The 15147-nt window shown below is 63.6% G+C and carries 10 protein-coding genes; 3 read left to right on the top strand and 7 right to left on the bottom strand.

Annotated elements, in window-relative coordinates; all coding sequences use genetic code 11:
* Nucleotides 1–60 precede the first annotated feature (60 nt).
* Complete coding sequence (locus tag SAS01S_RS08965) at nt 61–1215, top strand: retropepsin-like aspartic protease (protein WP_084238726.1); 1155 nt, start codon at nt 61–63, stop codon at nt 1213–1215.
* A 15-nt stretch (nt 1216–1230) separates the two neighbouring features.
* Here the strand turns inward: SAS01S_RS08965 and SAS01S_RS08960 are convergent, their stop codons facing one another.
* The 3 genes from SAS01S_RS08960 to SAS01S_RS08950 all read right to left on the bottom strand — a co-directional run bounded on the left by SAS01S_RS08960 (nt 1231) and on the right by SAS01S_RS08950 (nt 6320).
* On the bottom strand, nt 1231–2484 hold the full coding sequence (locus SAS01S_RS08960) for a serine hydrolase domain-containing protein (RefSeq protein WP_066807301.1): 1254 nt from the start codon (nt 2482–2484) through the stop codon (nt 1231–1233).
* Between the two features lie 160 nt (nt 2485–2644).
* Entirely contained in the window at nt 2645–5467 is a 2823-nt protein-coding gene (locus SAS01S_RS08955) for a TonB-dependent receptor plug domain-containing protein (RefSeq protein ID WP_066807299.1), read from the bottom strand.
* A gap of 247 nt (nt 5468–5714) precedes the next feature.
* Entirely contained in the window at nt 5715–6320 is a 606-nt protein-coding gene (locus tag SAS01S_RS08950) for a CGNR zinc finger domain-containing protein (RefSeq protein WP_066807297.1), read from the bottom strand.
* Nucleotides 6321–6434: 114 nt separating this feature from the next.
* Here SAS01S_RS08950 and SAS01S_RS08945 point away from each other — a divergent pair, with 114 nt between their 5' ends.
* Together SAS01S_RS08945 and SAS01S_RS08940 are read left to right on the top strand one after the other, a co-directional pair.
* Entirely contained in the window at nt 6435–7712 is a 1278-nt protein-coding gene (locus SAS01S_RS08945; RefSeq protein ID WP_157082743.1) for a glycoside hydrolase family 2, read from the top strand.
* 144 nt (nt 7713–7856) lie between these two features.
* Nucleotides 7857–9875, top strand: a complete 2019-nt coding sequence (locus tag SAS01S_RS08940) for a TonB-dependent receptor plug domain-containing protein (protein ID WP_066807293.1) — start codon at nt 7857–7859, stop codon at nt 9873–9875.
* Nucleotides 9876–9984: 109 nt separating this feature from the next.
* Here SAS01S_RS08940 and SAS01S_RS08935 read toward each other — a convergent pair whose 3' ends face one another.
* The 4 genes from SAS01S_RS08935 to SAS01S_RS08920 form a co-directional block, all read right to left on the bottom strand.
* Entirely contained in the window at nt 9985–11535 is a 1551-nt protein-coding gene (locus SAS01S_RS08935) for an alpha-N-arabinofuranosidase (protein ID WP_066807365.1), read from the bottom strand.
* Between the two features lie 287 nt (nt 11536–11822).
* Nucleotides 11823–13382 (bottom strand): MFS transporter, encoded by a 1560-nt coding sequence (locus SAS01S_RS08930; RefSeq protein WP_245656819.1) that lies wholly within the window; start codon nt 13380–13382, stop codon nt 11823–11825.
* A gap of 63 nt (nt 13383–13445) precedes the next feature.
* On the bottom strand, nt 13446–14561 hold the full coding sequence (gene bglB, locus SAS01S_RS08925; RefSeq protein WP_066807292.1) for a beta-galactosidase BglB: 1116 nt from the start codon (nt 14559–14561) through the stop codon (nt 13446–13448).
* 101 nt (nt 14562–14662) lie between these two features.
* A partial coding sequence (locus tag SAS01S_RS08920; protein WP_169804932.1) for a beta galactosidase jelly roll domain-containing protein occupies nt 14663–15147 on the bottom strand: 485 nt, incomplete at its 5' end.

Raw genomic sequence — 15147 nt, 5'->3', positions numbered from 1 at the left:
GGCTCAATCCGGCGAAACAAGTGTAGCACTCTGATAAGACGGTCGATATGAAACGCCGCCATGATTGCGACATTAGCCTTGCTGCTAGCCCAGACCGCGCTTCCCCAACCCAATGTCTATGCGCCACCGCCCAAAGCTGGGACTGCCGAACGTCTGGCATATGATGCTCAACTCGGCGGTGCCGCGGAGGACGCCGCGATTGAGGCATGGCTGGCCGTGCACGCTGACGCGCCCGCCGCGCTGCGCGCAATGCTGTTCCATAGGCTGTGCAACGATTACGGCGTTACCTTGGGCGGCGAGAAGCGGGTCACCGCTTGTGCCGAGGCGAACAAGCTCGCGCCCGACGGAGAAGACGCCAGCGACGAGAAGATCGCCGAGGCGTTCCGCGCCGCGCCGCCGATCCGCGCACATGGCGGCGCGACGGTGGCGACCATCGCCAATCCGCTCGGCAGCAAGAGCGCGAACGTCACGGTCAACGGCATCACCCTGCCCTGGTTCATGGACACTGGCGCGGAGATCTCGGTCGTCACCGAAAGCACCGCGGCGAAGCTCGGCGTGCGCGTCCTGCCGGGATCGAGCGATGTCGGCACCTCGACCAGCAACCGCGTGACCGGCAAATTGGGCGTGATCGACAAAGCAACGATCGGCGCCGCGACCGTCGAAAACCTTCCGGTGCTGATCCTGCCCGACGCGATGCTGAAACTCGGCAAGGACTACACGATCCCGGCGATCTTCGGTCTTCCAGCGTTCGCCGCGCTCGGCCGGATCGCGTGGCTCGATGGCGGCGCCAGGCTTGCACTTGGCAGCGCGGCGCCGATGCCCAAGGGCAAGACGGTGCGCGTCTATTGGCACGAGGACGGCCTCGGCATCCCGATCACCACGGCGGTCGGCACGATGGGCGCCCAGTTCGACAGCGGCGCCGACTCGACCGATTTACGCAAACCGGGCCTCGCTCTGCTGACCACGGACCAGATTGCCAGTGCCACCGAACGCAACACGACGGTCGGCGGCGCCGGCGGTTTCGTTACCACCAAGGTCCGCGTACTGCCCCGCCTTGACTATAGCATCGGCGACATCCCGCTAACCGCGTTCAAGGTCGACATCGACGACAGCGAGGATGGCGCCGGGCGCATCGGCAGCGATATGATCGCCCAGCTCAAGCTGCTGACGATCGATTTCGCGACGATGACGCTCCAGGCCTCGCCACTAAAGTAGTCCGGCAACGCTGCGTCAGGGCAATCTGGTGAAGTGCAGCGACACGCGCGGGATAGTCAGCGTGAAGCCCATGGCGTCGTCGTCGAAACTCAGCGTGTAGCCAGGACCTTTATATTGGCCTGGGCCGGTGGCTTCCAGCACTTGCGGCACGCCCGGCTTGCCGGTGCGATCTGTGACGGTCACCGTGCCGCCGGCTTCGGTAAGCGCGATGGAATAGACCGCCTTGAGGTTGGGATTGCCGTAGCGGCCGTTGAGCGATGAAGGCGATGCGCCTTCGCTGACGCGCGGCACGCTTCCGTCATAGGCGGCGAGCACGGCATCGGCCACCTTGTCGGGATTATAGTCGCCATTGTTGCAGAGCAGCGCCACACCGAATCTTTGCTCGCGATTATAGCCGAACAGGGTCTTGAATCCCCCGGCGGCACCGGTGTGGTGGAACCAGTGCGGACCAATCAGCAGGGCATTGCCATAGACCGGGCCCTGGCCGTGATCGCGCACCGGACTGCCATCGGTGAACCGCCCGGGGGTGGTCATCAGCCGGGTGACCTCCGGGGTCCAGACCTTATGTCCGTTGTCGATATCGGCATACCATTTGGCGAGATCGTTGATCGTCGTGATCAGCCCGCCACTGCCCCCGAATAGCGGGATTTCGTCGGTCAGCGTCACGTTACCGCCGGGTATGGTATAGCCCCGCGCGGCATTGGCGTCCGATGTGCGACTGCCCAGCATGACGAAGCTGCGGGTCATGCCGAGCGGCTTCAACACATGCGAGCCGACATATGTCTCGAACTTCTCGCCCGAGACGCGTTCGACCACTTCGGACAGCAGCAGATAGCCGCCATTGGTATAATCATAGGCGGTGCCAGGCTTGAACTTGGTATCCCGTTGCTGAAACACCTCGGCCAGTGCCTGGGCCCTGTTCGCGCGGGAAAGCGGTTCGATGCCGTCGAGCTGCAGCAAGACCAGGGAATCGCGCACCCCGCCCGTCATGTTCAGCAAATGCTGGATCGTCAGCGGATCGGGATAGGGCGGCAGATCGGGCAGATAAAGATGGACGTCGGCGTCGAGCCGCACCTTGCCGGCCGCGACCAATTGCATCAGCGCGGCGACGGTGAATTGCTTGGAGACCGAGGCGGCGTAGAATTGCGTATCGGCGTCGATCCGGCGCCCGGTCGCAACATCGGCATAGCCGTCATTGACCTGCAATTCGGTCTTGCCGCCCCGAAACAGACCGACCGCGCAGCCCGGCGCAGCCGCAGTGGCGGGCACAGCCAGCGCGGCTTTGACCGCAGCAGCCTTGGCCGCCGCCGGTTCGGCCGGCGTAGCGGCCGTTGCCGCCGACGCCGCCAGTGACGCCGCGATGAGCGCGACCAGCGGCAGATGTGCAATCCGAGTCAGGTTACCCTCCCCTTTTTGTCGGCGATCGGCCTCAATATTTCACGCGCAACCCGCCCATGAACTGGCGGCCGATCGTGTCGTACAGCGCGCGCGTCGTGCCATAACCGCCCGCGCCGGTGATCGGCGGGTCGGTGTCGAACAAATTCTGGACCGCGGCGAACAGCGCGACCTTGCTGCCCGCGCCGCGCGGATGGAAGATCGTCACTTCGCCGGAGAGGTCGGTATAGAGCCGTCCCTTCACAGTCAGCTTGTCGATATTGCTGGCGGTCAGGGTGCGATCGATGAAGCCGCCGCCGACATAACGCGCGGTGGCGCTGAGGCGCCAGTCGCCGGCGATATAGCTGACATTGGCGTTCGCCTTCCACCGCGGGTTGCCGCCCATCCCGGCGACGGTCGGCTGGACCACGCTGTCATCCAGTCGGACGTGGACGGTCCCGTCATAAGTCTCGGTCTTGATCAGATAATTGACCAGTCCCTGGAAAACGATGCGATCGCTGCCGACCGGCATCGTATAGCTCATCTCGACGTCGATGCCGCGGGTCATGGCATAAGCGAGATTGGTCGGGCCGCTGAACACCGTGGTGATCAGCCCGCTATTGTCGCGGGTGATATATTGGCAGGCCGCCGTGTTGGTGGTGAAGCATTGCTGCACGATCGTTGCCGGCGTCAGCTGGATGATCGCCTTCTTGATGTCGATATTATAATAGTCGACCGAGATGCTCAGCCGCGGAATGAAGCTCGGCGTCAGCACCACCCCGCCGGTGAAGGTCCTGGCGGTTTCCGGCTTCAGGTTCAAATTGCCCGCGGTCAGCGCGGTGACCAGATAGCTTTGCCCGAGATAGCGCGGATCGAGATCGGTGACGGTCAGGAAGGAGCTACCGCTCTTCTGGTACAATTCGGTCAGGTTGGGCGCGCGGATGTCGCGGGATTCGGTCGCACGCAGCCGGATCGAATTGTTGATCGCGTAATCGACGCCCGCTTTCCAGGTCTCGACCGTCCCCGAGGTCGTATAGTTGGTGACACGTCCGGCGATATCGACGCTCAGCCGTTTGCCGAAAGGCGAATTGGACAGCAGCGGGATCAGCAGCTCGCCGAACGCTTCCTTGACGTCGACGCTGCCGGAATAAGGCAGCGAGGGAGCGGAATAGGCCCCGGCCCGCGAGGCGCTGTCGAAATTCACTCTCAACGACTGGCTGCGATATTCGCCGCCCACGGCCAGCGAGACGGGCCCGGTCCAGGTCGAGAAGGGCTCGCCGCGCAGCGTCAGCGAAAGCTCGTCCTGCTCGATATCGTTGATCGTTTCGGCGACCCCGTTGACGTAGCCCAAGGCCGGGTTGCTGGGATCGACCTTGCCCATGATGTTGAGCGGGATGCAGCCATTGCCCGGCTTGGTCAGGGTGGATCGACAGATCGCCGAACCCGGATGCGCCGGATCGGCCACGGCATCGATCGCCAGAGCGTAATTGGTCAGGATGCGGTTGTTCCGGCTGATATTGTCATTGTAGTTGCGGCCGTGGCCGTAATAGCCGTCGAACGACCAGCTCTTGCCGAGCTCGCCATGCACGCCCAGCGTGATCTGGTAGACGTCGGTATTGTAACTGGTCAGCGTCCGCGCATTCTGATCGGCGAGCTTGTTGACGGTGATGGCGGCGACCTTGTTGGCCGCCAGCGTCGCAGCCAGGTCTGCCGGCAAATAGAAATTGTCCGCCGCGATTGAGTAACTGAAGGTCGAAGGGATGCCGTCCTGCAGCGAATGGAAATGGCTGTAGGAACTCTCGATGAACGCGGTCCAGCCGGGCGCAATATCGCCGCTCAATTTGCCATAAGCGGTATAGCGCGTGATCGGCGTCGCCCCGACCTGGTCGGCCATGCCGTTCACACCGTCCCCGCCCAGCATCGTGCCCGAGGTCGTCATCGTGCCCAGCGAGAACGGTACCGCCTGGCCGGCATCGTTGAATTGCACGCCTTTCAAATAGGATGGCAGGCCGGTGATGGTGTTGATCGGCGAGCCGGAACCGGGCCGGAAGGTCACCCCCGTGATTACGCCGTTGGCGGTGGAATTGCTGTTACGCAGCCCGCTGGTGACGAGAAACTGGCGCGGTTGGCTCGGCGTGCCGAGCCCGCCATTGCCGGCATTGGGATTGGCCAGCAGACCGGCGCCGGCCGCAGCCCATCGCCGTGCGGCCAAGCGGGCAATGCCGGAATTGTCGGAATACTCTCCGGCCAATATCAAATGCATGCTGTCGGTCAGCTTCATCCCGGCCGCCGCGGAGATCAGGACGTTGCGATAATCGCCCGCGCCTGCCTCGCCAGCCTGCAGCGTCGCCTTGAGGCCTTCCAGGTTCCTCTTGGTCTGCAGGTTGACGACGCCGGCCACGGCATCGGCGCCATAAGCGGCAGAGGCACCGCCCGTCACCACGTCCACCCGATCGATCAGCGCCTGGGGAATATTGTTGAGGTTGACCGCGCCGGTCGGGTTGGAGGGCACATAACGCCGGCCATCGAGCAGCACCAAGGTACGGGCATAGCCGAGACCGCGCAGGTCGAGATAATTGCCGCCGATCTGGGTGCCGCCGCCGGCGTTCACCGCGCTGGTCGGGGTGAGCGAGGGACGCAGCGCCGGCATCTGGTTGATCGCGTCGGCGACATTGGGCGCGGCGACCCGTGCCAAAGCGTCGGCATCGATCACCGTGACCGGCGTGGGTGCGGTGAAGCCGGTGCTGCGCACCAGCGAGCCGGTGACGACGATGTCCTTCTGCGGTTGATCGTCGCTTGGCTGTGTAGCAGGGGGCGTTTCCTGCGCGGCCGGCGCCGCATCGTTGGCGCTGGCGGCAAATGCGGGTGGAGATACCATCAATATCGCGGCACAACCGGCAAGGTACGCGGAACGCAGATGTGCGACTTGGGAACGCGAATGAGGCGCCATGATTTCCCCCTGATGTTTTTAGCTCTCGGACGTTACTAATGACCGGGCGCACCAACGTCCGTGAGCAGGGACGAGGAATCAATCGCAATTACGTCTTGCGCCGATAACCCGGAGTTATGATCCGGCTCTGCTCCTTCCAGACTGAGTGGTTCCTGCTTGCAGCTTATCGCGGGCCTTAGGCCTTGTTCCGGCGAGTCTCCGTCTTGCTCGCGGTCCCGCAGGTTTGCATCGCGCACCACCGCCGTCGTCCGTTCTTGCTGGTATCCGCGAATATCCATCCGCAGGAACTCTGGTTCGCACAATGTTTGAGCGTGAACTTACTGGCACGGGCGTACGCGAGCGTATCCACGAGATCTAAAGCGATCCGCTTGAGGGGAAGACGAAGATCCTCCGGATCCGCGTACATCTCGATCAGGCCGCCTTCGGTCAGCGACTGGCTCTGGCGGGCAGATAGCAGCCAATGATTTGCAACCAGCAGCGGGCCTTTGGCAAGCGAGACCCCGTCAATGCAGGCGGACAAGAGCAGATAGGTGGCATCTCGCAGCGAGCGAACGTCCGCCATCAGGCGTTCGCCCTCTCCGTCCAGACGCGACACGTCGATCGTCTCGCCGGCAGCGATCGCGCCGGAGCGCCTGGCCCATTCCACAAATCGTTCGGGCGTCGCGATATAATCCTCCACGTCCGCCGCGAACCGGTCGTGGATCGTGTTGGCGAAATCAATGGCCAGGCGGCCACCATCCAGGCGGACCGCGGAAACCGGACGGGGAGCGGAAACGGCCATTCAACATGCACTCCGTTGACTGCACCAGTGTAACGCATTTAACTGGTGCAGTCAGGACTACCTGCTCCAGTTCCAGAATGCACCTTCGCTCGAGCAGCTTGTAGGGGAAGCGAATTGTTTCAACGGCTGCGATTCTGGTTCTGCTCTCTCAGCCTGGTGATGCTGCTCGCGGTCGTCGCCATGCTTGCGATCGGTGGCCGGCCGGACCCGGTCGGCGCGGCGAAGGTGCTGGACGGGTCGTGGCGCTTCCATCCGGGCGACGATCCAAGCTGGGCCGATCCGCGGACGGACGATCGCAACTGGGATCGGATCGACCTGGTTTCGCTGCCGAGCAATCACGATTTCGACGTCGGCCTTCCCGGTTATCTCGCCGGTTGGCACGCGCGCGGCCATCCCGATCTTGAGGGTTATGGCTGGTATCGCCGCCGCGTTGCCTTGCCCGCGCAGGGCGACTTGGCGTTGCTTGGCCCAACGATGGTCGATGATGGTTATGAGATGTTCTGGAATGGCAAGCCGATCGGCGGCATCGGCAGGCTCGACCACGATCCGAAAGTGGTCGGTGCCCGGCCATTCCTGGTCAAGCTTCCGCCGTCGGCGGGCGAGCATTCCGCGTTGCTGGCGATCAGGGCCTATATGCAGCCGGGGCTTGGCCGGGACAATCAGAGCGGCGGGCTTAGAAGCGCCCCTACCCTTGCCGCGGCCTCGTTCGGCAAGACATTGTACAATGCCCAATGGCGTCGAACCATTGCCGGCTATATCGTCGAGCTGGCGTTACCGATCATGATGGTCCTGCTCGCGGCGATCGCGCTTGTCGTGGCGCCGTCGACAGCCAGGCCGGGCTTTGCCCGATGGCTATCGGTCGCCCTCGTCGCGACCGCTTGTCTCAGGCTGGGGAACGCGGTCGCTTCCTGGACCGACCTGATCGGGATTTCGACACTGGATCGGCAGAACGCCATCCTGCTCTCGCCGCTCGCCATGCTGGCATGGACGGCCGCCTGGAACGACTGGGCGGACGGGCGCGACCGGCGCATTGTCTTGCTGACCTGCATAGCGGCCTGGATGATAAGAGTCGTCGGAGCGGCTACTCATGCAGATGCATTGGTCGCCATTGGCCGCGGCGTCTTCGCCGTCCTGTTCGTGGTGATTGCGGTGCGGATCATCGCGCGCGGCGAACGCAGGGGGCTGGCATTGACCACGATGGCGGTGATCGCGATCGCGCTGTTCATCAATGAGCTTTCCCGGTTGGGCGTCCCCACCATCTGGTTCCCGTTCAATATCGGCGTCACCCTCACGCAATACGCTTATGCGCTGGCGCTGCCGCTGCTCGCCTTTGCGCTCAGTGCGGCCAAGGGTGATGTCCATGCCCAGCCCGTCCCGGGCCTTCGCAATTAGCTGCTGATGCCATGGCCCGACGCTGGCCACCGCGTAGCCTGCGTCGTAGCTCACAGCGCGCCGATGTTCGTCCAGTCCCGCTTGCCAAGGGCGGCGTCCGGGGCCACCACTCCGGCCGCCGCTTCCACCTCAAAAGGTCAGCCGATGTCGTTACGTACCGCGCGCTTCGCTCTCGTCGCTTCGATCGCCTGGCCGATCGCTGCGCAGGCGCAGAGCACGCCCGCCGCCCCGGCGACGGCTGAGGACGATATCATCGTGCTGGGTACCGGGCTCGATTTGCCGCCCGGCACACCGGCTTATGGTGCTACAATGATCGACCGCGATCGGCTGACCAACGACGCCTCGGGCAGGGTCGAAGACGTGCTGGCGGACGTCGCCGGCTTTCAGCAGTTCCGCCGCTCCGACAGCCGCTCGGCCAATCCGTCGGCGCAAGGCGCGACCCTGCGCGCGCTGGGCGGCAATGCCTCGAGCCGGACCCTGGTGCTGCTCGATGGCGTGCCGATCGCCGATCCGTTTTTCGGCTATTTGCCGTTCAATGCGCTGGTGCCCGATCGCCTCGCCGGGATTCGCGTGACGCGCGGCGGCGGGTCGGGGCCGTTCGGCGCCGGCGCGGTCGCGGGAACGATCGAACTGGTCAGCGCCGGGCGGCGCGACTTGCCGCTGCTGAGTGCGGAGGCATTGTATGGCAGCCGAGAGTCGGAGAGTATGTCGGCCAGCGTGTCGCCCAGCCTCGGCCGCGGCTTCGCGACTTTGTCGGGCCGGTTCGAGCGCGGCGACGGTTTCTATACGACGCCCGACGATCAACGTGTCGCGGCAAGCGTTCCCGCGCGGTACCGCGACTGGTCGGCATCAGCGCGCGCGGTCGCGCCGATCGATGCCGATACCGAAGTGCAATTCCATGGCCTGCTGTTCGGCGACAATCGCACGCTGCGCTTCCGCGGCGCCGATTCGAGCTCTGAGGGCGAGGATGCGAGCATCCGGCTGGTCCATCGCGGCGGCTGGCAGGTTGATGCCCTCGCCTACGTTCAGGCACGCAATTTCTCCAACAAGGTGATCAGCGCGACCAGCTTCAAGCTGACGCTCGACCAGCGCAACACCCCCGCGACCGGCACCGGCGGCAAGATCGAGCTGCGCCCGCCGGTCGGCCGCGACCAGGTCGTGAGGATCGGCGGCGATGTCAGGCTGGCCGACGGCGAGCTGTTCGAGGACGCCTATAACAGCGTCGGCGCGGTGACCGCGCGGCGCAATGCGGGCGGCAATACGAGCGTCGCGGGTTTGTTCATCGAGGATGACTGGACGCTGGGCAAATTGGTGCTGACCGGCGGCGCGCGGCTCGATCGCTGGACATTGACTCGGGGCTTCTTCCACGAACGCAACGGCGCCGGCGTCGCGACCAGCAACCAGGCATTTCCCGATCGCAGCGGAACCGAGTTCACCGGGCGCGCCGGCTTGCTCTATCGCCCCGTTGCCGCGTTCGCCTTGCGCGCGGCGGGCTATACCGGTTTCCGCCTGCCGACGCTCAACGAGCTCTATCGGCCATTCACCGTCTTTCCCGTCACCACCCAGGCCAATGCCAGCCTGAAGCCCGAGCGGCTGCGCGGGGTGGAAGCGGGATTGGACGTCACGCCATTACCCGGCCTGACGCTTTCCGGCACATTGTTCTACAACAAGCTGGCCGATGCGATCGCCAACGTGACGATCGGTACCAATTTGCGCCAGCGCCGCAATGTCGACGCCGTCGAGGCCAAAGGGGTCGAGGCGAATATCGTCTGGCGGCGCGGCGCGATGATGATGTCCGCCTCTTATGCTTATTCGGGCAGCAAGGTGCGGGCGCCGGGCAATGCGTTCGACGGCCTGGTCCCGGCGCAAAGCCCTCGCCATGCGGCCAGCGCGACGATCGCCTGGTCGCCCAAGGCCGGACCCATAGTGTCGGCGACGTTGCGTTACGTGGGCGACCAATATGAGGACGATCTGCAGACCGACAAATTGGCTGCGGCGACGACCGTCGACCTGTTCGGCAAGCTGCCGATCGCGCACGGTTTCAGCGCGGTCGTCCGCGCCGAGAATGTGTTCGATGCGCAAGTCATGACTCGCAACCAGGCGGGGTCGATCGATCTCGGCACGCCCAGAACGTTGTGGATCGGCGTTCGGTTCGGAGGATAGGAGGGACGAGCTGAACAGCTTTTCCCTGCCGCACAAAAAAAGGAGGCCGCCCGTTGCGGGGCGGCCTCAACATTGCCTGTGAGGGAAATCGGCGCTCGCAGAGGCCGGCTCAGCGCAGGTCCAACATCACGATTGATTTGGGCGGCAGCGAGACGCTCAGCGTCTGTCCACTGATCCTGGCGCCGGTAAAAGGCGCCGGCCTGATCGTGTCGGGAGCGCCGAACGTGTTGTGCGCATCCATCGCCGTGGCGGTCAGGATGCGGCCGGACACGTGCGTGACGTTGAGGCCATCGAGCTTGACGCGAACCGTCTCAGCACGGTTCGGATCGACGTTGGTGAGCCCCACATGCACGACCCCCGCCGCATCGCGAACGGCGCTCGCGCTGATCGCCTTCAGCGAAGTCCCGTTCTTGCTGTACGTCCGTGCATCGACGTCGACCGCCAACACGGTCGCGTCCTGATAATCCTTGTACATGTCGAACACCCAATAGGTTGGGGTCTTCACCATCTTGTCGCCTTCGGTGAGAAGCAGCGACTGGAGCACATTGACCATCTGGGCGATGTTGGCGCCGCGCAGACGATCCGTGTGCCGCGCGAAGATGTCGAAGTTCAGGCTGGCGACGATCGCATCGCGCAGGCTGTTCTGCTGATACAGGAAACCCGGATTGGTGCCGGGCTCGACATCGTACCAGGTCCCCCATTCGTCGACCAACAATGCCACACGCTTGGCCGGATCGTATTTGTCCATGATCGCCGCGTGTTCGGTGATGATCTTGTCCATCCGAATGGTTGCGGCAAGCGTCAGGGCCCATTGGTTCTCGTCGAAGCCCGTTGCCGCACCCTTGTGATCCCAGTTGCCCGGTACGGTGTAATAATGCACGCCAATGCCGTCGATCTTGTCGCCGGCGATGCGCATCATCGTGTCGGTCCAATCGGTATCGCCCGAATTGGCGCCGCTGGCGATCTTCATGACGTGCTGACCCGCCGGCATCTTGACGAAGGTGCCGTAGCGACGCGTCAAGTCCGCGGCATATTCTGCACGCATGTTTCCGCCGCATCCCCAGAGCTCATTGCCGAGCCCGACCATGGGAACCCGCCAGGGTTCTTTCCGGCCATTCGCCGCACGTTCGTTGGCCAGCGTCGATCCGACCGGCGACGTCATATATTGGACCCAGTCGGCCAATTCGACCGGAGGCGCCGAGCCGACATTCCCCGAGACATAGGCGTCGGCGCCGACGAGCTCGGAGAAGTCCATGAACTCATGCGTGCCGAAGGCATTGTCCTCGGTGACACCGCCCCAATGCGTGTTGATCGAGACCTTGCGGTTTGCCTGCGGTCCGATGCCGTCGCGCCAGTGATATTCGTCGGCGAAACATCCGCCGGGCCAGCGGATTTCGGGCACGCGAATTGCCTTGAGCGCCTCAAGCACGTCCTTGCGATAACCCTTGATGTTGGGGATCTTGCTGCGCGGTCCGACCCAGATGCCATTGTAAATGCCATGGCCAAGATGCTCGGCGAACTGGCCAAAAATATGCCGATCGAACTTCGGAGCTGGCCGGTCGCCATGAACGACCACCGTTTCGGAATCGTCGTCTCCCATCGCATAGGAACTCGAAGGCACGGCGACGCAAATAGCCAAGGCGGCGAGCAACAGACGCATTTCCATCTCCCTTGGAACCGGGGCGCGGGTCGCCAGGACCGTTGTCCCAGCCGGTTCGACCTCTTTTTAACTCAGACATATTATAGCACAAGAGGGATATTGCGGGTCCGGATCGGGGGGGGCGTAGTAATTGCCACGTTATAACGGAGATTCAGTGTCCCACAGTCGAGGGCCGATCGCTTCTTCTTCCTCGAAGACACGAGCCCAAGGTATTTCAGCGTCACCGAAATCGAGCTTAGGACCGCTCCAGCTGCAGGCGCTTCGGCTTGTCGGCCGCATGGAGCGCATTACTCGGCGAGACGCTGATTAGGACTAGGTCCCGCGACCGGATTGTTGCCCCACAGGCTATCATAGGACCAGCCCGACAGATCCTCCACTACCTTGGCATGAAGCGCGTCGGTCGGGCTGCGCGCGCCGCCGCGGAAACGTTCGATCTCGTCGAGCAGGATGGCGTGGGTCTGCGGATTCAACCGGAAACGCGCGGCGACCACCACGCCGAACGCCAGCACGACCAGTGTCCCTACCCCCAGCACCGCGGCGATCGCGATAATCGTCTGCGGGCTCTGCGTCGTGGCCTTCGGCACGAAACCGGACGCCTCCATGACCTGGCCGACCAGGATCACGGCCAGTGCCTGGCTCAGTTTGCGCACCAGAGTCATGACCCCTGCGAATGCGCCCTCACGACGGCGGCCGGTCACGATTTCATCGACATCAGCCATGTAATTGTAGGTCGCCCAAGGAATGTAGTTGAGCGCGCCCCGGCCCAGGCCGACGAAGACCACCGGAACCCAGAACAGCGCCGACGTCGCGGTATAGCCGGCCCAATACATGCCCAGAAAGATGACGACGCCGATCGCGAAGCTGCCGGCGGCCAAGCGGTAGGCGGCGGACGGCGACATGCGCAACGCGAAGTTGATCGCCAGCGCTACCGCGATCAGCTGGACGACATAGGTTACGCCGACCAGATTGGCGACGATCGCGGTCGACCCGGCCAAGGCGAAAATCACGAAATAGGTGAAGGCCGCATTGTAGATGTCCTGGCTGATATAGCCGCCGAGATACATGCCGAGATGCAGCCGGAATGCCCGGATGCGCAGCGTCGAGAACAGGTTGCGATAGAGCGCCGCGAACGCCGCACCCAGCGACGGCCGCGGCGCGGCTTCCGCTTCTTCGAGCCCCGGCGGCCGCTGGCGCTCCCAGCTGAAGGCGTAGAGCAGGCCCGCGGCTGCCATGAACAGCACCGAGAAGATGATGCCCATATAGAGAAAAGTCTGCGGCGAGTTGGGGCCGAGATAATTGATCAGCTGGCCGGGAAGGAACGCGGCGGCGATCGCGGAACATTGCCCCAACAGGATGCGCGCGCCGGCGAACTTGGCCTTGACCCGATAATCGGTCGCCATCTCGCTGGCGAGAGTCTCGTAGGGGATGATCTCCATCGCATAGACCATCTCGAACAGCACGTAGGTGACGAGATAATACCAGAAGCCCTGCCCCGCGACCCACATGATCGCGAACGAGGGAAGGAGCGGAATGGCCGCCAGGATGAAGAATCGCCGCCGGCCGAATGTCTTGCCCAGCCAGGTACGACCGAGATTATCCGACAGATGGCCGATCACCGGGCTGGTGAAGGCGTCGAGTATGCGCGCCACGCCGAAGATGATCGTCGCTTGCGCCGCCGACAGGCCACAAAAGCTCGTGTAGAAAATCAGAATCCAGGTGCTGATGACCGCCATCGACCCGGCGCCCAGGATGTCGTTCGACCCGTAGGCGATCAGATTGTACCAGCGCACCGGCCGCATCGGCGCGGCCGGCATGGCGGGGTTCTGCACGGTCGGCCCGTTCGCCATCCTAACCCCTCCTTATGCTGGCGGGCGACAGCTCCGCCGCCCCTCGCGCCGACGCCGGTACCATCAGATGTACGTGCGGAGGAATTCGCCCAGCGCAATCACCGCCAGGCTTTGACCATAAGGCATCGAGGTCAGCGCGATGTCCTTGTAGAATTGCTGCGTGTCGCCCATCGCGGTGCCGAAAGAGACCTGCTTCAACTCGCCCGCCGCGTCGATATTGGCAAGCACGCCCTTCACCGCCTTGATCCCGACTGCCTCGTACTGGCGTGGCAGATAGCCCTTACGCACCCCTTTCAGAATACCGTAAGCGAAGCCGGCGGTGGCCGATGCCTCCAGATAGCTGGTCGGATCGACGATCAGCGTGTGCCACAGGCCGGTATCGGCATCCTGCGTCTCGGCCAATGTCTTGACCTGCGCCGCCAGCGTATCGATCAGGAAGATGCGAAAGGCGTCGCCCGGCGGTAGATCGAGGATCTCGATAATCTCCGGAATCGCGATCGTCACCCAGCAATTGCCGCGCGCCCACAATGCCTCCGCGAAATTGTGCCGGCCATTGAAATTCCAGCCGTGGAACCACAGCCCGGTCGTCTTGTCGTAGAGATATTTTATGTGGACGAGGAACTGGCGCTTGGCCTCCTCGACATATTGAGGCCGGTCGAGCAACAGGCCGATCTTGGCCAAGGGCAGGACCGACATCATCAAGGTGTCGTCCCACAATTCGCCCGGATTCTCGTCATTGTAGACGAGGTGCTGGAACGCGCCTTCCTCGGTCTTGGGCAGGCCGTCGGGCGCCATCAACCATTCGGCCCAGGTGTCGAGATAAGAGACGTAACGCGGATCAGCTTCGTATTCGTACAAATAGGCCAAGGTCAGGAACGGGGCCATGGTGTTGATGTTCTTGGTCGGGGTGCCTTCGGCGAAGCGGTCGTCGAACCACTGCTTGATGACCGCCAGCGCCTTCTTGTCGCCGGTCTGCTCGAACAGGCGCCACAGGCCGAACAGGCCAATGCCGTGAGTCCATTCCCAACCGGCCCAGCCCTTGGTGTCGATGACCCGCCCATCCTCGAGGCGGAGCAGAAACTCACCCGTCTCGTCCTTGATGTTGAGCAAATTGTCGATCAGCTTATCGATCGCTGTGATAACGTCGCCATGCGGCACGTCATGGGTAACGGCGGCCAATCAATTTCTCCTGTTGATGAAGCGCACGGGCGGCAGAGCCGGGCCATGCGCCTTGATACGATGGCGGCCGAACAACCGGCGCCGGGTGACGATGTCGCCGGTCATCGCGCGCCGACCGCATTGAGCTCGGCGGGACGTGCAGGCGCGGGCACCATGCGCACCGGCACTCCACCGGTGACATTGCGCAGCGTCACCAGCTTGACCGTCTCCAGCGCGTCGCCCGGCGCACCGTCCGAGGTGACCACCAGCGCGACCGTGTTGCTGCCGCGATGATTCAGGATTCCCTCGGGGATCGGGAACACGCGCTGCGGCCCGACATGGGCGATGAACTGGCCCATATTCCAGCCGTTGACGAAGAGCAGCACGCGATAGCGCCCCTTCGACCGCGGCGTGGCGGTATCGCCGAACGCGAGCGCGATGGTGGCGTCCTGCCCTTTCGGCACCGCGAGGTCGAAGCGCGTGCGATACCAAATTGTGCCGGCCGACGGCGTCGCCGCGGGAACCGTCGCGGCTGCCCATTTCGCGTCGTCGAAGCCGGGAAGGTGCCAGCCCATCCGCTCGCCATATTGGCCGCCATTATTGGCGG

Source organism: Sphingomonas asaccharolytica NBRC 15499 (genome assembly GCF_001598355.1).
In the GTDB taxonomy this organism is placed as follows: domain Bacteria; phylum Pseudomonadota; class Alphaproteobacteria; order Sphingomonadales; family Sphingomonadaceae; genus Sphingomonas; species Sphingomonas asaccharolytica.
Note: the sequence above shows the minus strand (reverse complement) of the source record. Positions and strands in the feature narration are given on the sequence as shown.